The sequence below is a fragment of the Limnohabitans sp. Rim8 genome (genome assembly GCF_945869175.1).
In the GTDB taxonomy this organism is placed as follows: domain Bacteria; phylum Pseudomonadota; class Gammaproteobacteria; order Burkholderiales; family Burkholderiaceae_C; genus Limnohabitans_A.
The window spans coordinates 1-16540 of the sequence record NZ_CAMBNZ010000066.1 but is presented as its reverse complement, the minus strand read 5'-3'; the positions used below and the strand labels follow the sequence as shown (position 1 = coordinate 16540).

Sequence of the window (16540 nt, the reverse complement as noted above, 5' to 3'; positions counted from 1 at the left end):
AAAAAGCAACCAACGGCAGATTAATTATTCGTGTAATAACCGTGTAATTAACAAATCAAATAAAAACAACGAGGTAAGTCGTTGTTTTTAAAGGGGTTTTGGCTCCTCGACCTGGGCTCGAACCAGGGACCTACGGATTAACAGTCCGGTGCTCTACCGACTGAGCTATCGAGGAATAGCTTTAAATTATAAAGGCGTTTCAGGCCTGTTTTGAGAGGGGAAGGAAGATTTTTTGAAAATCCCGTGACATCGTTTAGAAGCTGGCTTTCACACCCATGCGCAGGGTGCGTGGTGCACCGGGGTACAAATAGTAATGGCCAAATTGCTTGGGTGATTCGCGCCAGTAGCGCTGGTCTGCCAGGTTGTCGATGGCCAAGGTCCACTGCACGCGTCTGCCGTCCAGGCGTGTGTCGTAATGCGTCGCCAAGTCCAAGGTGGTCCAGCTGGGCTGGTGGATGCTGCCGTCTTCGGTCACGCGCCGTGCCCCTTCATGACTCAGGTGCAAACTGCTGCGCAGGCCGGGGATGTCGGCAAATCGGTACTGGGCCAGGGCGCGAAGGCTCATTGCGGGTGTGTTGATGGGACGTTGACCGTTTCTGCGGGTGTCTTGCGTCAGACCGGATAACCGGGCATCCAGCCATTGGATTTGCGTGCCCAGCACCCATGAGCCTTGAGTCCATTGCAGACCGGCATCGAGGCCAAGGTGAGTTTGCAGGCCATCGACCATGCGCGTGAAGTTGTCGTCGTAGGCCAATGGGCGTTGAATGTGAAAAACACTGGCCTGCCATTGCCATGGGCCCTGTGTGCCCTTGGTACCGAATTCGGTTTGTCGACTTTTGCTGACGCCCAAAAGTTGGCCTGCGTTGGCGTAGTTCGCGTTGTTGGGCGCTGCGAAGAGTTCGACGCCTTCCCCATAAGAGGCATACACCGTGTGTCCTGCGGCGATGCTGTGCGACAGTGCCAACCAGGGGGTTGTAAACCGGCTTGTGACACTCACAGGGTTGGGGTTGCTCGGGTCCAGCGACAGGCTGCTTCGCTCGCTTTGGGTGTGCCGCAGACCCCACCAGGCCGAGGTGTTCGCTGTGAGTGCCATGCGATCGGTGAATGCCAGTTCCGTGCTGACTTCGCTGCGGTTGGTGTTGAAGTAGGTGGTTTGGCCCGTTTGAGGAGCCACGACATCGCCCCATTGCATCACCGTTCCAGCATAGCTGTAGAGCTGCGTGATCGGCATCTGGTCTTGCTGCTTGTGGCGCATGGCGCTGAAGGTCAGATGGTGCTGAAACTCCCCCCATTGCGCGGTTCCGGAGAGCGCGGTTTGGAAGGCATCGCTGGTGCGGCGTTCATTTTCGCTGCGGTAATCGTAGAGGTCGAAGCTGCCATCGGGGTAAAAGCGGTCACAAAATGAGCCACCGCAGCCATAGGCGTAACTCAAGCGGTCATCCGTTTTGAGCCGCTGCCCACCGTATTGCAGGGTCCACAACCACGCGTTGTCGAGGTTTTGCTTGAGTCGGATGCTGCCGGTGGTGCCTTGAAAGACCGCCGGCACCGACCAAGGTTGGCGCGTGAGGTTGCGGGTGCCGTCTGCAGGAGCGGGCAGGGTATCGCCCAGTAAGCTGTAGCCGTTGACGCCCAATTGCTGCCGTTCGCTGCGCTCGATCTCCCACTCCAGCTTGGTGTCGGGGCTGATGCGCCAGTCCATGGCCAAGGCCATCAATTGGCGGTGGCCTTGGGTGTTTCGTGTGTAGGGGTCCAGATCTTCATAGGCGGCGTTGAAGCGGTACCCCAAAGACTGGTCCTGGCCAAAACGGCCACCCAGGTCAAGACCGGTGCTGCTGCTTTTGCCCGGACCGTAGCTGGCGCTGAGCGATCGGATGGTCTCGTCTTTGGCCGATGGGGGGCGTTTGACCACGTAGTTCACCAAGCCGCCAGGGGCGCTGGTGCCCGCTTGAATGCCGCTGGTGCCTTTGAACAACTCGATGCGTTCTTTGTTGTCCATGGGGATCATGGTTTCGGCCGAGATCGGCAGGCCTTCGCGGCGGTAGTTGTAACGGTTGTCCAGGGTGTAACCGCGCACGCTCAGGCTGTCCCAGTAGGCGGGCGAGTTGTAGCTGTCGGCCACACTGGCGTCCAAGCGCAGCGCGTCAGACACACGTTGTGCACCGACGTCTTGCAGGGTTTGCTGGTCGATGTTGACGGCGCTGAAAGGCGCTTTGCTCAAAGGCACCTCGCCAAAGCCGCTGACCTGGGAGGGGGTTTTGTCGGTGATGGTGATCTCGGTCAGGCTTTGGGCATGGGCGTTGCTCATGGCCACCCAAGCCAAGGCGCTGGCCACCTGCGTGGCTCGCAGAGCCAGGCGTGGTTCAAAATGGCCTGAGGGCCGGCGAGAAAATGGCGAAAAAAATGCCATGACGTTTTTCCTTCAACGTTATGGCAGGTCGGCTGGCTCGGAACGGGTGGCACCCTGAAAGGGCGGTGGTTCTTTTGACAAGCTTCCCTGCGCGAGGATTACCTCAATCAGGTTCAAAGGGACTTTCTCAGTCGAAGACCTCACGGCCTTCAACACCCCCAGCGAATGCGCCGACAACTGGCGGCGCGGTGTGGATTCTATGCGATGCCCAGCCGCTGGTGCAGCAAGCTGGAGGTGGTGGTGTATTGCAGCAAGGTCTTTTCGGCCGGACGCAGCAGAGCAAGGGCACCAAAGGCGGCCAGGGTGGCCTCGTGGAAACCACACAAAATGAGCTTCTTTTTGCCTGGGTAAGTGTTGATATCCCCCACCGCAAAGATGCCGTGCTCGGAGGTGGCAAAGCTTTCGGTGTTGACCACCAACTGCTTGCGCTCCATGGCCAGACCCCATTGCGCGACTGGCCCGAGCTTGGGCGAAAGCCCCAAGCAGGTTTGCAGCACATCGAGCTCGAGCCATTCGGTCTCGCCCTGTGGGTTGAGCAGTTCCAGGGCCTGCAGGCGTCCCGCTTCGACACGCAAGCCCGTGGGCTGGCCTGCCACAAAGCGCATGCGGCCTTGAGCGCAGGCATGTCGCATGTGGGCGATCAGCTCAGGCGCTGCGCTGAACTGGTCACGGCGGTGCAGCAAACACACACTGGCGGCAGCTTGTGGGCCCTGTGTGGCCGCTAGGCAAGTTTGCAAGGCCGCATCCCCGTCGCCTGCCACCACCAGGTGTTGGCCAGCCCAGCGCGCAGGGTGGGGGTTTTGGGCAAAAACTTGGTTGCCCTCAAAAGCGTTCAGGCCGTCCAGCACCAGATGGCGCGGCACAAAAGCCCCCACGCCAGCGGCAATGACAAGGGTCGATGTGAGAAAGCTTTGACCTGAATCGGTCATCACCAGCAAACGTTGGTCGGTTTGGCGCTCGATCTGGGTGACTTGTTGTCCCAGGTGCAGGGTGGGCTTGAAGGGAGCGATTTGCTGCTGCAGGCGCTCAACGAGTTCGCGGCCGGTGCAAAAGGGGATGCCCGGAATGTCGTAAATCGGCTTGTCTGCGTACAGCTCGGCGCACTGGCCACCCACATAGGGCAGGGTGTCGACCGCATGGCAAGGGATGCCCTGCAGACCCAGTTGGAAAATTTGGAACAGCCCCACTGGCCCGGTGCCAATGACCAAGGCTTCGGTGGCGATGGGCTGGGTCATGTTGGGGCGTTTAAAGAGGGCTGAAATGGCGCAGCCCCGGGCAATCAGCGGACCAGTTCGCCCAATTTGCCGGTTTTGTCTTTCCAGGCATCGGCGTCGGCCATCGGGGTCTTGCGCTTGGTGATGCTCTTCCAGGTGGGCAGCAAGGCCAATTCGGCGTTCAGCTTGATCATGTGCTGCTGGTCGGCAGGCAGGTCTTCTTCGGCGTAGATCGCGTTCACCGGGCATTCGGGGATGCACACGGCGCAGTCGATGCATTCATCGGGGTCGATGGTCAAAAAATTGGGGCCTTCGCGAAAGCAATCGACCGGGCAAACATCCACACAGTCGGTGTATTTGCACTGGATGCAGGATTCGGAAACAACGTGGGTCATGATGGTCTTGGAAAGTGGGGCAGCGCTCTCGGTTAGGCGCTGGTCTGTGGATTTTAAGGGAGATCAGTGGACCAGCACAGCGCCTGAGGTCTTGTGGCTGGCGGTGTCCACCAGCACCAGAGCACCCAAAATGCGTGACTGGGCAAAGGGCAGGGTGACCAGGGGCTCCTGCAGGGCCAAGGTGACGTGGCCGATGGCGTTGGGGACCAGCTCGGTCGCTTCTTCCTCGGCCAAGGTGTTCACGTTCAGGCGGTGCACCACGCGCTGCACTTTGACCTTGACCCAGCGGTGGCCGTGCAGCGCCCAGTACAGACGACCTGCGACCAGCGGCTCGTCGTCCATCCAGGCGATGGTGGTGTTCAGCTGGCGCTGGCCTTCAGGGGCACCCTCGGCTTCAAGCAACCAGTCGCCGCGCGACACGTCCACCTCGCGGTCGAGCACGATGCCCGCGCTGTGGCCAGCGGCCTTGCCCTGCGGCTGGCGGGTGGCCGACAGCACTTGGGACACCACGGCGGTCTGGCCGCTCGGAAAAACCTGGATGGTCTGACCTGGTGCAACGCTGCCCGTGGCCACACGGCCCCAAAACACGCGGCGGCCCTGAGTGGTCACACCCGAATCATGGAACTTTTCGACCCACTGCACCGGAAAGCTGAACGCCACATCGGTCTCGGCCGGGGTGACCGGCAGGTCTTCGAGGATGCTGAGCAAGCTCGGACCGGTGTAGCCGCACCAGTTGGTCTGGTCGTTGTTCTCGGTGGTCACCACGTTCCAGCCCTTGAGCGCTGACACAGGCACCATGGCCGCGATGGTGATGCCGGCTTCCTGGGCGAACTTGTTCAAAGCGCCTGCGATGTTCTGGTAGGCCAGCGTGGCGTCGGCCACGGCGTCGAGCTTGTTGATGGCGAACACCACAGAAGGCACCCGCAGCAAGTTGACCAGCAGCGCGTGGCGGCGGGTTTGCGCCAGCAGTTGCAGATCGGGGTTGGCCCAGTCGAGCTTGATCGCATCGACCAGCACCACGGCGGCGTCGGCGCTGGAGGCGGCTGTGACCATGTTGCGGGTGTACTGCTCGTGGCCCGGGGCGTCGCCGATGATGAATTTGCGTGCTTCGGTGTTGAAGTAGCGGTAAGCCACATCGATGGTGATGCCTTGCTCGCGTTCGGCGCTCAGGCCGTCGGTCAGCAAGGCCAGATCGGTTTCCCCGGAGCGCTGCACACCGGCCAGGTGGTCTTGCAGCACAGCCTTGGTGTCTACCAGCAGGCGGCCAATCAGCGTGCTCTTGCCGTCGTCGACCGAACCGCAGGTGATGAATTTCAGTGCGTTCATTAAAAGTACCCGTCTTTCTTGCGCTTCTCCATCGACGCTTCGGACGTCTTGTCGTCCATGCGCGTGGCACCGCGCTCGCTCACATCGGCGGCCAAGGTTTCGATCACGATCTGCTCGGGTGTGGCCGCGGTGCTCTCCACCGGGCAGGTACAGGTGATGTCGCCCACGGTGCGAAAACGCACGTCACGCACCACCACTTCTTCGCCATCTTTGGGGGGGGTCAACTCGGTCACCGGCACCAACAGGCCCCGGCGGTCCACCACCTCGCGCTTGTGGGTGTAGTAGATCGAAGGCAGCGCGATGTTTTCGCGGGCGATGTATTGCCACACGTCCAGCTCGGTCCAGTTGCTGATCGGGAACACGCGAAAGTGCTCGCCAGGCTGCAGGCGGGTGTTGAACAGGGTCCACAGCTCGGGGCGCTGCGCTTTGGGCTGCCACTGGCCAAAACTGTCGCGGTGACTGAAGATGCGCTCCTTGGCACGGGCTTTTTCTTCGTCACGGCGGGCCCCGCCGATCAGCGCGTCAAAGCGGAACTCCTCAATCGCTTCAAGCAAGGTGACCGACTGGTGCACGTTGCGGCTCTCGCCCGGGTGGGCCAGGCGGACAGTGCCTTTTTTCCTGGAGTCTTCGACGCTGCGCACGATCAATTCGGCGCCCAGCTCCTGGGCACGGAAGTCGCGGAAATCGGTCACTTCCTGGAAGTTGTGCCCGGTGTCGATCATCAGCAAGGGGTAAGGAATGCGGCCGCTACCGGAGGGGCTTGTTTTGCCTCCAAAGGCCTTCTCAGCGCACTTGAGCATGACCAGCGAATCCTTGCCCCCCGAAAACAGCAAGGTGGGGCGCTCAAAAGCGGCGGCGACTTCACGCAAGATGAAGATGGTTTCTTCTTCCAGCGCGTCCAGGTGGCTGTTGCTCAGGGTGTGCAACTCGGTTTGTGTCATGGCGTTCATGCTTTTTTTCTCATCTCAATCAGGGCAAGGGGTGCCCATGCATATCCAAAGTCGGTCTAAGTGATGTGTGGCGGGATCGGGGGTGCAGGGGGCGACGATGTGTGGCGCGAAGCGACTTCTGAGGAGTCCACTGTGCCCCCGAGCCCGTCACACATCACACCCTTAAGCTTTGACGTGCAAGCCACACTCCTTGGCCGCCTCGTCTTCCCACCACCAGCGCCCGGCGCGGAATTCCTCGCCCAGACTGATGGCCCGTGTGCAGGGTGCGCAGCCGATGCTGGGGAAAAACTGGTCGTGCAGCGGGTTGTAATCCACTTGGTTCTCAGCGATGTAGTGCCAGACATCGCCCCAGGTCCATTGGGCCAAGGGGTTGAACTTGTACAGGGCTTTGGTGGCCACTTCGCTCTCGTCCAGCAAAGGCACCTCGGCACGGGCCGTGGATTGCTCTTGGCGCAGGCCGGTGATCCAGGCCTTTTGGCCTTTCAGGGCTCGGGCCAGCGGCTCCATTTTGCGGATTGAGCAGCAGGCCTTGCGCAGTGCCATCGTCTTGTAAATCGCGTCTTGGCCTTGGTCACGCACGAACTGGATGACCGATTCTTGCACCGGGCGGAACACCTTGATCGGGGCGCGTGAATGCGCCTGGGTGCGCTCCAGCAGGGCCAGGGTTTCGGTGTGCAGCGCGCCGGTTTCCAGCACAAAGACCGGAATGTTGAGCTGCAGGCTGTTGATGAGGTGGGTGATCACCACATCCTCGGCGCCCAAGCTGGAGGCTTGGGTGACCGGGGTGAACTCGGCTGCCGCTCGCTGCAGCAGCGCTTGGGTTTCGGCCAGCTTGCCGGCAAAGTCAGGGCTGGCCTTGGCGTTTTGCGCAGTGGCTTTGGCCGGGGCGCTGCGAGAAGATATCAGGCTCGAGGTCATCATGCGGCCTTGGCAAAGTGTGGATGCGTCTGCACTGCCGAGCCTTGGTAAAAACCGGCGTAGCGGTCCAGCTGGCGCTGGGCGGCGCTGGCGTCCACGCCGTCTTTCAACACGGCCACGTCAAAGCCGGTGCGCTGCATCTGGAGCAGCTGGTCGATCAGCACGTCGCCGATGGCGCGCAACTCGCCCGCGAAACGCAGGCGACGGCGCAGCAAAAAAGCCTGGCTGTAGGCGCGGCCATCGGTGAAAGCGGGGAACTGCAGGTCGATGCGGGTGATGCCTGACAGATCGAGTGTGCGCGGGTCCACGTCGTTGGCCAGCGTGAGGACGGCATGCGATGCCTCGCTTGCGTGTTCTTGTGCGGTGATGATTTTCATGTGTTTTCCCCTGCACTCATGCCGTTTCAGTGGCTGCAGCCGGATGGCGTGCGGCATTCGCCGCCGCCTTGAACGGGTCTTGGCCGACACGACGCAGGGTCTCGATGAACGCTTCGTGCTTGCCTTTGCCGGTGTTCACACGCAGTTGCTTGTAGGTGTCCAAAATCGCTTCGACCACATCGGGCACTTCAAACGATGAGAAGGCTGGGCCCACCACTTTGCCAGGCGTCGCCGCGCCGGACAGGTTTTTGCCGTCCGAGCCGCCCAGCGTGACCTGGTACCACTCCTTGCCGTCTTTGTCGACACCCAGAATGCCAATGTGGCCCGAGTGGTGGTGACCGCAGGAGTTGATGCAACCGCTGATGTGGAAGTCGATGTGGCCCAGGTCTTCCAGCTCGTCCAAGTCTTGGTAGCGCTCGGTGATGGCGCTGGCCGTGGGGATGGAGCGGGCATTGGCCAGCGCGCAATAGTCACCGCCAGGGCAGGCGATCATGTCGGTCAAAAGGCCGATGTTGGGCTGGGCCACGCCCAGCGCTTGGGCTTCGAGCCACAGGGCGGGCAGCTGGTCCAGACGCACCCAGGGCAGCAACAGGTTCTGGGTGTGCGAGACGCGGGCTTCGCCTGCGGAGTATTTGTTGACCAAAGCGGCGGCAGCATCCAACTGCTCTGCGGTGGTGTCCCCCGGTGCATAGCCCGGGCGCTTGAAGGACAGCGACACGGCGCGCAACTGGGGGTTGCGGTGGGGGCGCACATTGCGTGCCAGCCAGCGGGCAAATGCGGGTGTCTTGGCCGCTTCGATGCTCAGTTGCGCTTCGGCTTGGGCCAACCACGCGTCGGTGTTCTCGGGCAAGTTCAGGACAGGGTCCACAAAACCGGCTTTCACGCGGTCGAGTTCGGCTTGCGGCAGGGTGTGCGGTGCGCCATCGCGTTCCAAAATTTCCTGGAATTCGGTCTCGACTTCGTCAAAGTAGCGCTGGCCTTCGGCCTTGACCAAAATTTTGATGCGGGCTTTGTATTTGTTGTCGCGGCGGCCCCATCGGTTGTAGACACGCACCACGGCTTCGAGGTAGTTCATGATGTCTTGCCAGGGCAAGAATTCGCGGATGACCACACCGTTGACAGGGGTGCGGCCCATGCCGCCGCCCACCAGCACCTTGAAGCCGATCAGGCCTTCGGCATTCTTTAACACTTGCAGGCCCACGTCGTGCCAGCCGATGGCGGCGCGGTCTTCGCTCGCGCCGGTGATGGCGATTTTGAACTTGCGCGGCAGGTGCGCAAACTCGGGGTGCAGCGTGCTCCATTGGCGGATCATTTCGGCATAGGGCCTGGGGTCCACCACTTCGTCCACGGCCACACCGGCCAGCTCATCGGTGGTGGTGTTGCGGATGCAGTTGCCACTGGTCTGGATGCCGTGCATGTTCACGGTGGCCAGCAGTTCCATCACCTCGGCCGATTTGTCCAGCGGGATCCAGTTGAACTGCACGTTCTGGCGGGTGGTGAAGTGACCGTAGTTGGTGGTCAGCTTGGGGGCCAGGCCAGCGATTTTGTCTTGCGTGGCTTGGGCCTCGGCCAAAAGGGCCGGGTCGGGTGTGTCGTAGTCGCGAGCGATTTGGGCCAAAACCTGGATCTGGGCGGCGTTGATTTCGCCGTAAGGCACTGCCACCCGCAGCATGGGCGCGTAGCGCTGCACATACCAGCCATTTTGCAGGCGCAGGGGGCGAAATTGGTCGTCGCTCAACTGACCGGCTTGCCAGCGCGCGAGTTGGTCACGGTGCTCTGCCGCTCGGGCGCGGACAAAAGCTTTGTCGAATTCGGTGTACTGGTACATGTGAACGGGAAGAGAGAAATGAGATGGGGACCCCCGGGGGGAGTCCACGCATGCGAGCCAGACTGTAACGGTGCGTTATGCCAAAACAAACGATTTATTCGTTCTGCATATATGCCAAACGGCTATAAGAGGCCGTTGTGGGTCCGCCTGAGTGCCCCTCAACCGGGCAGGGGTGGGGTGCGTTCGTTCAAAATCCGGGCAGAGGGCTGCACGTTCATGGTCATTTGGAACAGGCCCGCGGCCAAGCCGATGGCCACCGCACCCTGCCAGGCCAAGTCGTAATGGCCCAGGTGGCTGTAAATCACGCCGCCGCCCCAGGCCCCGAGAAATGAGCCCACTTGGTGGCTGAAAAACGCCACGCCCGACAAGGTGGCCATGTAACGCAGGCCAAACAAATGGATCACGAGGCCCGAGACCAAAGGGACCACGCCCAACCACAAGGTGCCCATGGCCGCTGCGAACACCAAGGTGCTGGTGGGTGTGGGCGGCACCGCAAAATACGCCGCAATGATCAACGAGCGCAGCACATAGATGCCGCCCAACAACAGGCGCTTGGAATACAGCCCACCGAGCCAGCCAAACAAGTAAGAGCCCAACACGTTAAACAGGCCCACCAAGGCCAAGGCCGTGCTGCCAATGCTGGGGTCGATGCCACAAATGTCCAGATAAGTGGGCAAATGGGTGGTGATGAACACCAGCTGCAAGCCGCACACAAAAAAGGCCATGGCCAACACCACATAACCCTTGTGTCCCAAGGCCTCACGCACGGCTTCGGTCACGGTTTGCTGCACACCCAAAGGGGCAGGCACTTGAATCTGGTCGGCCCGCCCCGCCATGAAAGCCGCAGGCAGCATGACAGCGACCAAGCCCAAAAAACCGATCAGGGCGGCCTGCCAGCCTGCTGTGGAGATCAGGTGTTGCGCCATCGGCGAGGCCAAGGTCAAACCCAGTGAGCCCAGCGCCGACACCGAGCCCATGGCCAAGCTGCGCTTCATGGGGGAAACGGCTTTGGCCGTGACGCTCATGGCGATGTTGGACGCCGTGCACGACAGCGCCAGCCCCACACACACGCCCATGCCGAGCGTCACGCTCCAGGCCGAGGTGGCCGTCAGGGCCAGAACCAGGCCCAGGCCATACACCACCACGCCCATCAAGGCCACTGGCCTGGCGCCATGACGGTCGGCAAGCATGCCGACAAAGGGCTGAGTGGCACCCCAGACGATGTTCTGGATGGCGATGGCCAATGAAAAATCGGCCGCCGTGATGCCCATGTCGCGGATCATGTGCGACTGCAACAGCCCAAAACTTTGGCGCATCCCCATGGCCAGGCTCAGCATCAGGGCCGCGCCCCCCAAAATCAAGGCCACATGGAATCGGGACAAATCGGTTTGTTTCATGTCCGTCATTATTGGCAATCACGGTCTGAACCAGCGCCCTTGCGTGACACGCTGAGCCAGCTCAGTGAAAGGCTGTTGCGTTGCTGATAGAGTCTCGGTTTTTGGAGAGAACCATGGCAATGCCAGCGACCTTGCGCCTGCTCACAATGGCGGCTTTCATGACCCTGGGTGGGGGGCTGCCCGCCTGGGCCCAGACCCCTATCAAAATTGGCGAAATCAACAGTTATTCGGCCATTCCCCAGTTCACCCAGCCTTACAAACAAGGCTGGCAGTTGGCGGTCGAAGAGGTCAACGCCCAGGGCGGTCTGCTCGGTCGCAAGGTGGAAGTGATCGCCCGTGATGATGCGGGCAAGCCCGAAGAAGCCCTGCGCCACGCCATTGAGCTGACGTCCAAAGAGAAGGTCGATGTGCTGGCTGGCGGCTTTTTGTCCAACATTGGTTTGGCCCTGGCCGACCACGCGGCCAAGAACAAGCGCTTGTTTGTGGCCAGCGAACCGCTCACGGACGCCATTGTCTGGGAAAAAGGCAACCGCTACACCTTCCGCCTGCGCCCCAGCACCTACATGCAAGCGGCCATGCTGGTTGAAGAAGCGGCCAAGCTGCCCGCCAAGCGCTGGGCCACGATCGCGCCCAATTACGAATATGGCCAGAGTGCCGTGGCCAGCTTCAAAGAACTGCTCAAAGCCAAGCGCCCCGATGTGGAGTTTGTCAGCGAGCAGTGGCCCCAGCAGGGCAAGATCGATGCGGGCAGCACGCTCACGGCCACCATGGCCAGCAAGCCTGACGCCATATTCAACGTGACCTTTGGTGCCGACTTGGCCCGTTTGGTGCGTGAAGGCAACCAGCGCAACGTCTTTCCCAAAACACCCGTGGTGTCTTTACTCTCGGGTGAACCCGAGTATTTGGAAGTGCTGAAAGACGAAACCCCCAAGGGCTGGATCGTGACCGGCTACCCCTGGGATCAGCTGGACAACAAAGAACACGCCAGCTTTGCCACCAACTATTACAAGAAATTCAACGAGAACCCCAAAGTCGGCTCGGTCGTGGGTTACGCCACCATGCAGGCCATTTTTGCGGCCATCAAAAAGGCCAACTCCTTGGACAATGAAAAACTGGTCACTGCCCTGCGTGGCCTGAAGTTCAGCACACCCTTTGGCCCGGCCGAGTTCCGTGCCATTGACCAACAGTCCACCATGGGGGCGTATGTGGGGGTGCTCGACCAGCGCGGTGGCAAGGGCACCATGGTGCAGTGGCGCTATGCCGATGGCAAAAATTATTTGCCCACCGATGCGTATGTGAAAGCCCGCCGTCCTGCTGAGGCGATGAAGTAAAGCGCGAGGTCAGGGGGAGTCTTGACTCAGGGCGGCGGCGCGCCCCAATGCCCGGCAGAACTTGTGGACCAGAGCTCGGCATACGGGCTGGGCAGCGCGGGATCAGCGGGGTGGGTGCTCAACAGCTGACCGGGTGCGAGGGTCACGGTGCTGTCTGCCAGTGATTTGGCATGCCCATGGGCATGCCGCACCATCAGGTGCTGCGGGGTGATGTCACCAGGCCGGTTCAGGCCTGCAGCGCCCACCAAATCGGCCAGCGCGTGCAGCGTGTTGGCATGGAAGTAATACACCCGCTCGGCTTTGTCGGTGACGACAATCGCGCGTTGGCGCACCGGGTCTTGTGTGGCCACGCCTGTGGGGCAGTGGTCGGTGTGGCAGCTGCGCGACTGGATGCAGCCCAGCGCAAACATGAAGCCCCGCCCTGAATTGCACCAGTCCGCCCCCAGCGCCAGGCAGCGCGCGATGTCAAAGGCCGAGATCACCTTGCCGGAAGCGCCGATCTTGATGCGGTCACGCAAACCTGCGCCGACCAAGCTGTTGTGCACCAGGCCCAGCCCGTCGCGCAGCGGCATGCCGACATGGTCGGCAAATTCGATAGGCGCGGCGCCCGTGCCGCCTTCTGCGCCATCGACCACCACGAAGTCGGGCGTTTGGCCTGTGGCCAACATGGCTTTGACGATGGAAAACCACTCGGCTGGTTGGCCCACACACAGCTTGATGCCCACAGGTTTGCCCCCGGACAGCTGGCGCAATCGGCTCACAAAGTTCAACAATTCAATCGGGCTCGAGAAGGCCGAATGCCTTGCGGGGGAGACGCAGTCTTGGCCCATGGGCACGCCCCGGGCTTCGGCGATCTCCTGGCTCACCTTGGCTTTGGGCAAGACCCCACCATGACCCGGTTTGGCGCCTTGAGAGAGTTTGACTTCGATCATCTTGACCTGGGGCGAAAGGGCCTGCAGCGCAAAGCGCTCGGGGTCAAAGTGCCCGTCAGGGGTGCGACAGCCAAAGTAGCCAGAAGCGATTTGCCAAATCAGGTCGCCGCCGTGTTCACGGTGGTGCACCGAAATGCTGCCTTCGCCGGTGTCGTGGGCAAAGCCGCCCAAGGCAGCGCCCCGGTTCAAGGCCTTGATGGCGTTGGGTGACAGCGCCCCAAAACTCATGCCCGAGATGTTGAGCAGCGACAGCGCATAAGGCTGAGCACATTGGCCCGCGCCCACCTGCACCCGAAAAGTGGCCGGGTCGGGCTGCACCGGTTGCAATGAGTGGGCGATCCACTCGGTGCCTGTGGCGTACATGTCCTTGATGCTGCCAAACCCCCGTTTGTCGTTCTGGACCTTGGAGCGGGCATACACCATGGCCCGTTGGTTGCGAGAAAAGGGCAGCTTTTCTTCGTCGTTTTCCAAAAAGTACTGGCGCAATTCGGGCCGGATGTATTCCAAGGCATAACGCAGCCGCCCCGTCAGCGGGTAGTTGCGACGCACCGCTTGTTTGCTTTGCCTGAAGTCCACCCAGCCCAACACAAACAGCAGGCCCAAACTGGCGCTGGCCCAAGCCGAGATCGGCCAGAGCACCACCGCCGCAGGCGCGGTGACCAACCAAGGCAGGTAGCGGGACAAGGATGGACGGGCCATGGATCAAGCACCTCACAAAACACCCAGCACCGAGGGGTGCCGGAAAGCTAACATCGTAATGGGTAATGATGAATTTGTTGAATTTAAGAACGGACGTAGCGTTCAGCCCACACGTGTTTGACCAAGTCCAGCGGCAAGGGCAGGGCCTCGTTGTCCAGCCAGGCGGCGGCGAGTTCACCGCACAACACCGCCAAGCTGATGCCCCGTGCACCCATGCCGGCACAGATCCACAGGCCGGGCAAGCCTTGGGCGTCGATGGGCCCCACGGCAGGCAGGCGGTTGGGCAGGGTGCAGCGCAAACCGGCCCAGCCTTGAATGCTGTCTGGGCCAAATTGCGTTTTCATCGCCTCGCCCAACGCGGGAAGCAGCGTTGCCAAACGCACTTGGTTGGCGTCGTGGTCTTCGACCCGCACAGGGGCCTGTTCGCAGTGACGCTCGAATGTGGAGCCCACGAACCAAGCCGCTTGTCCGTCGGGCGTGGGCACGCCGCTGATGAAGCTGCCATGGCCGTTGACCGGAAAGGGCGGCAGCGCTTGTGTTTGTGTTGCACTCAAATCGGACAGGTGTCCAAAGCTGACTTGCCCGCGCAAAGGGTTGAGCGGCACGGCAAAACCGGGCAAAGGTTGTAGCAAGGCCAAGCTGTCAAAGGCGCTGGCCACCACCAGCAAGGGGGCTTCGCCCAAGGTCTGACCTTGGGCATCCAGCACAGCCCATTCGTCGCCATGTCGGGCAATGGTGTTCACTTTTTGGTCCCAATGCACTTGCACGCCAGGTGTTTGCAGTTGAGCGGTCACCAGTTGCCGGGGCCGAATCCAGCCCGCCTGCGCGTGCCACAGCGCTGGCGTACCTGGCGGCAGGCCTGCCGCTGCAATTTGCGTCGCGCTGGCTGGGGTGCTTGATGGGGGGCTGGAGGCTTGGGTGGGGGCATTGGGCAAGCGGCGCTTGCCGTCCAAGTTGTGCTCCAAAACCCCGCTCAAGGCCCAGTCGCTCCCACTTTGCAACAGGGCCTGGGCGCGTTGCAGTGTGGCCTGAACGCCCGCACGGGTGATGCGCGAGAGCACGTTGTCGTCGGCTGAGACATGGGGGGCGGCCAAACCCACGGGCAGACCCGACGCGCCAGCGCCCACGCCATCGGCTTGGTCCAGCACCGTCACGCGCCAACCGCGTGAGGCCAGGCTGTGCGCCACGGCCGAACCGGACAAGCCCGCGCCGATCACCAGCGCTTGACGGGGCCCGAGCCAGCCGCGAGCGGGTTCAGTGCGCAATGGGGCGGAAATCGAGGGCGCCTGAAGTTGAGATCAGGGGGTGGGTGGGACGTAACCCTGCGCCGCGTCAGCGCCATCGCCAAAAAAGTGGTTTTCCATTTGGCGGGCCAGGTACTGGCGGGCACGCAAATCGGCCAGGTTCAGGCGATTTTCATTGACCAGCATGGTCTGGTGCTTGAGCCAGTCGGCCCAGGCTTGCTTGCTCACGCCTTCCCAAATGCGTTTGCCCAAATCGCCAGGGTAGGGTGGAAAATCCAGGCCCTCTGCTTCTTTGCCGAGTTTGATGCATTGAACGGTGCGTGCCATGTTGGTGTCTTGCCTTGATGTATCTTAAGAAGCGCTGGTTATACGGATATAAAATCTCAGTATTTCCAGTTGTGAACGAATCACACGAAAATAGGGGCTGTTGCAAGGGCTGTAGCGCCTTTTTCGTGCTCTTGCAGGCCACCACTGTATCAAGCTTTCAGCATCCCCCTTGGGCTTTGGGTCTCTGGATCCGGCTTCATCACCCTTGAAAAAACCATGAGTGCTTTTCTCGAAGAACGCGTTTTGAGCGTCCACCACTGGACCGACCGTCTGTTCAGCTTCACCACCACACGCGACCAGGCCCTGCGTTTTTCGAATGGCCACTTCACCATGATCGGCTTGCGCGGTGAGAACGGCAAACCTTTGTTGCGTGCTTATTCGATCGCCAGCGCCAACTACGAAGAGCACCTGGAGTTTTTGAGCATCAAGGTGCCCGACGGTCCGCTGACCTCCAAGCTGCAACACATCCAGGTGGGCGACACCATCGTGGTGGGTCGCAAACCCACGGGCACCTTGTTGTGCGATTACCTCTTGCCCGGCAAAAACCTGTACCTCATGGGTACCGGCACCGGTTTGGCACCGTTCATGAGCATCATCCGCGACCCCGACACCTATGAGCGCTTTGAAAAAGTCATCTTGGTCCACGGCGTGCGCCTGGTCAACGAGCTGGCCTACCAGGACTACATCACCCAAGAGCTGCCTGCCCACGAGTTTCTGGGCGAGATGGTGACAAACCAGTTGCTGTACTACCCCACCGTGACCCGCGAGCACTACAAAAACCAGGGTCGGGTGACCGATTTGATCGAAAACGGCAAGCTGTTTGCCGATCTGGGCCTGAGCACGCTCAACCCCGAAACCGACCGGGTGATGATTTGTGGCTCGCCCGAAATGCTGAAAGACCTCAAGCGCATTTGCGAGGAGCGTGGACTGGTTGAAGGCAACACCAGCAACCAGGGCACTTTTGTCATCGAACGGGCGTTTGCCGAATCATGATGCACCTCTCCCCAATGACCCCCCCCCGCTGGATGGCTTTGATCGCTTTGACCGGCATCGGCATGCTGGTGTTTGGCCTGTATTTGCAGCATGTGGTGGGCCTGAACCCATGCCCGATGTGCATCGTGCAGCGCTACGCCCTGATCGGCGTGGTGGTGTTGGGCTTGATCGGCTGGCGCCTGCGCGGCTGGGGGCTGGCGGT

General features: G+C 61.1%; 15 protein-coding genes, 1 tRNA gene and 1 riboswitch. Of the genes, 3 read left to right on the top strand and 13 right to left on the bottom strand.

What is annotated here, in order from left to right; all coding sequences use genetic code 11:
- Positions 1-99: 99 nt before the first annotated feature.
- The 10 genes from Q0O19_RS10435 to Q0O19_RS10390 form a co-directional block, all read right to left on the bottom strand.
- A tRNA-Asn gene (locus Q0O19_RS10435) sits at positions 100-175 on the bottom strand.
- Positions 176-253: 78 nt separating this feature from the next.
- Positions 254-2407: a TonB-dependent siderophore receptor gene (locus Q0O19_RS10430; RefSeq protein ID WP_295522731.1), complete on the bottom strand. Its 2154-nt coding sequence runs from the start codon at positions 2405-2407 to the stop codon at positions 254-256.
- Between the two features lie 67 nt (positions 2408-2474).
- Positions 2475-2577, bottom strand: a riboswitch (TPP riboswitch).
- A 27-nt stretch (positions 2578-2604) separates the two neighbouring features.
- The gene (locus Q0O19_RS10425; RefSeq protein ID WP_295522729.1) at positions 2605-3642 is read right to left on the bottom strand and encodes an NAD(P)/FAD-dependent oxidoreductase; all 1038 of its coding nucleotides are present in this window, start codon (positions 3640-3642) and stop codon (positions 2605-2607) included.
- A 44-nt stretch (positions 3643-3686) separates the two neighbouring features.
- Complete coding sequence (gene fdxA, locus Q0O19_RS10420; protein WP_295522727.1) at positions 3687-4016, bottom strand: ferredoxin FdxA; 330 nt, start codon at positions 4014-4016, stop codon at positions 3687-3689.
- A gap of 63 nt (positions 4017-4079) precedes the next feature.
- Positions 4080-5342: a GTP-binding protein gene (locus tag Q0O19_RS10415; protein WP_295522725.1), complete on the bottom strand. Its 1263-nt coding sequence runs from the start codon at positions 5340-5342 to the stop codon at positions 4080-4082.
- Positions 5342-6292, bottom strand: a complete 951-nt coding sequence (cysD, locus tag Q0O19_RS10410; RefSeq protein WP_295522723.1) for a sulfate adenylyltransferase subunit CysD — start codon at positions 6290-6292, stop codon at positions 5342-5344. The genes Q0O19_RS10415 and cysD overlap by 1 nt, the downstream gene beginning before the upstream one ends.
- A gap of 162 nt (positions 6293-6454) precedes the next feature.
- Complete coding sequence (locus Q0O19_RS10405) at positions 6455-7210, bottom strand: phosphoadenylyl-sulfate reductase (RefSeq protein WP_295522721.1); 756 nt, start codon at positions 7208-7210, stop codon at positions 6455-6457.
- Positions 7210-7587, bottom strand: a complete 378-nt coding sequence (locus Q0O19_RS10400) for a DUF934 domain-containing protein (RefSeq protein ID WP_295522720.1) — start codon at positions 7585-7587, stop codon at positions 7210-7212. The genes Q0O19_RS10405 and Q0O19_RS10400 overlap by 1 nt, the downstream gene beginning before the upstream one ends.
- A gap of 16 nt (positions 7588-7603) precedes the next feature.
- The gene (locus tag Q0O19_RS10395) at positions 7604-9415 is read right to left on the bottom strand and encodes a nitrite/sulfite reductase (protein WP_295522718.1); all 1812 of its coding nucleotides are present in this window, start codon (positions 9413-9415) and stop codon (positions 7604-7606) included.
- A 158-nt stretch (positions 9416-9573) separates the two neighbouring features.
- Complete coding sequence (locus tag Q0O19_RS10390) at positions 9574-10812, bottom strand: MFS transporter (RefSeq protein ID WP_295522716.1); 1239 nt, start codon at positions 10810-10812, stop codon at positions 9574-9576.
- 146 nt (positions 10813-10958) lie between these two features.
- Between Q0O19_RS10390 and Q0O19_RS10385 the strand changes: the two genes are divergently transcribed.
- Entirely contained in the window at positions 10959-12143 is a 1185-nt protein-coding gene (locus Q0O19_RS10385; RefSeq protein ID WP_295522733.1) for an ABC transporter substrate-binding protein, read from the top strand.
- Positions 12144-12169: 26 nt separating this feature from the next.
- Here Q0O19_RS10385 and Q0O19_RS10380 read toward each other — a convergent pair whose 3' ends face one another.
- From Q0O19_RS10380 to Q0O19_RS10370, 3 genes are all read right to left on the bottom strand, one after another.
- Complete coding sequence (locus tag Q0O19_RS10380; protein WP_295522714.1) at positions 12170-13774, bottom strand: FMN-binding glutamate synthase family protein; 1605 nt, start codon at positions 13772-13774, stop codon at positions 12170-12172.
- An 83-nt stretch (positions 13775-13857) separates the two neighbouring features.
- On the bottom strand, positions 13858-15039 hold the full coding sequence (gene mnmC / locus Q0O19_RS10375; RefSeq protein ID WP_295522712.1) for an FAD-dependent 5-carboxymethylaminomethyl-2-thiouridine(34) oxidoreductase MnmC: 1182 nt from the start codon (positions 15037-15039) through the stop codon (positions 13858-13860).
- 33 nt (positions 15040-15072) lie between these two features.
- Positions 15073-15345: an oxidative damage protection protein gene (locus Q0O19_RS10370; RefSeq protein ID WP_100118808.1), complete on the bottom strand. Its 273-nt coding sequence runs from the start codon at positions 15343-15345 to the stop codon at positions 15073-15075.
- A gap of 216 nt (positions 15346-15561) precedes the next feature.
- Between Q0O19_RS10370 and Q0O19_RS10365 the strand changes: the two genes are divergently transcribed.
- The gene (locus Q0O19_RS10365; RefSeq protein ID WP_295522709.1) at positions 15562-16338 is read left to right on the top strand and encodes a ferredoxin--NADP reductase; all 777 of its coding nucleotides are present in this window, start codon (positions 15562-15564) and stop codon (positions 16336-16338) included.
- Positions 16338-16540, top strand: a 203-nt coding sequence (locus Q0O19_RS10360) for a disulfide bond formation protein B (protein ID WP_295522707.1), incomplete at its 3' end; no start/stop codon positions are given. The genes Q0O19_RS10365 and Q0O19_RS10360, both read left to right, overlap by 1 nt.

Coding starts and splice junctions, on each gene's coding strand:
- Q0O19_RS10430 (WP_295522731.1), bottom strand. CDS start 2,407: ATGGCATTTTTTTCGCCATTTTCTCGCCGGCCCTCAGGCCATTTTGAA.
- Q0O19_RS10425 (WP_295522729.1), bottom strand. CDS start 3,642: ATGACCCAGCCCATCGCCACCGAAGCCTTGGTCATTGGCACCGGGCCA.
- fdxA (WP_295522727.1), bottom strand. CDS start 4,016: ATGACCCACGTTGTTTCCGAATCCTGCATCCAGTGCAAATACACCGAC.
- Q0O19_RS10415 (WP_295522725.1), bottom strand. CDS start 5,342: ATGAACGCACTGAAATTCATCACCTGCGGTTCGGTCGACGACGGCAAG.
- cysD (WP_295522723.1), bottom strand. CDS start 6,292: ATGAACGCCATGACACAAACCGAGTTGCACACCCTGAGCAACAGCCAC.
- Q0O19_RS10405 (WP_295522721.1), bottom strand. CDS start 7,210: ATGACCTCGAGCCTGATATCTTCTCGCAGCGCCCCGGCCAAAGCCACT.
- Q0O19_RS10400 (WP_295522720.1), bottom strand. CDS start 7,587: ATGAAAATCATCACCGCACAAGAACACGCAAGCGAGGCATCGCATGCC.
- Q0O19_RS10395 (WP_295522718.1), bottom strand. CDS start 9,415: ATGTACCAGTACACCGAATTCGACAAAGCTTTTGTCCGCGCCCGAGCG.
- Q0O19_RS10390 (WP_295522716.1), bottom strand. CDS start 10,812: ATGAAACAAACCGATTTGTCCCGATTCCATGTGGCCTTGATTTTGGGG.
- Q0O19_RS10385 (WP_295522733.1), top strand. CDS start 10,959: ATGGCGGCTTTCATGACCCTGGGTGGGGGGCTGCCCGCCTGGGCCCAG.
- Q0O19_RS10380 (WP_295522714.1), bottom strand. CDS start 13,774: ATGGCCCGTCCATCCTTGTCCCGCTACCTGCCTTGGTTGGTCACCGCG.
- Q0O19_RS10370 (WP_100118808.1), bottom strand. CDS start 15,345: ATGGCACGCACCGTTCAATGCATCAAACTCGGCAAAGAAGCAGAGGGC.
- Q0O19_RS10365 (WP_295522709.1), top strand. CDS start 15,562: ATGAGTGCTTTTCTCGAAGAACGCGTTTTGAGCGTCCACCACTGGACC.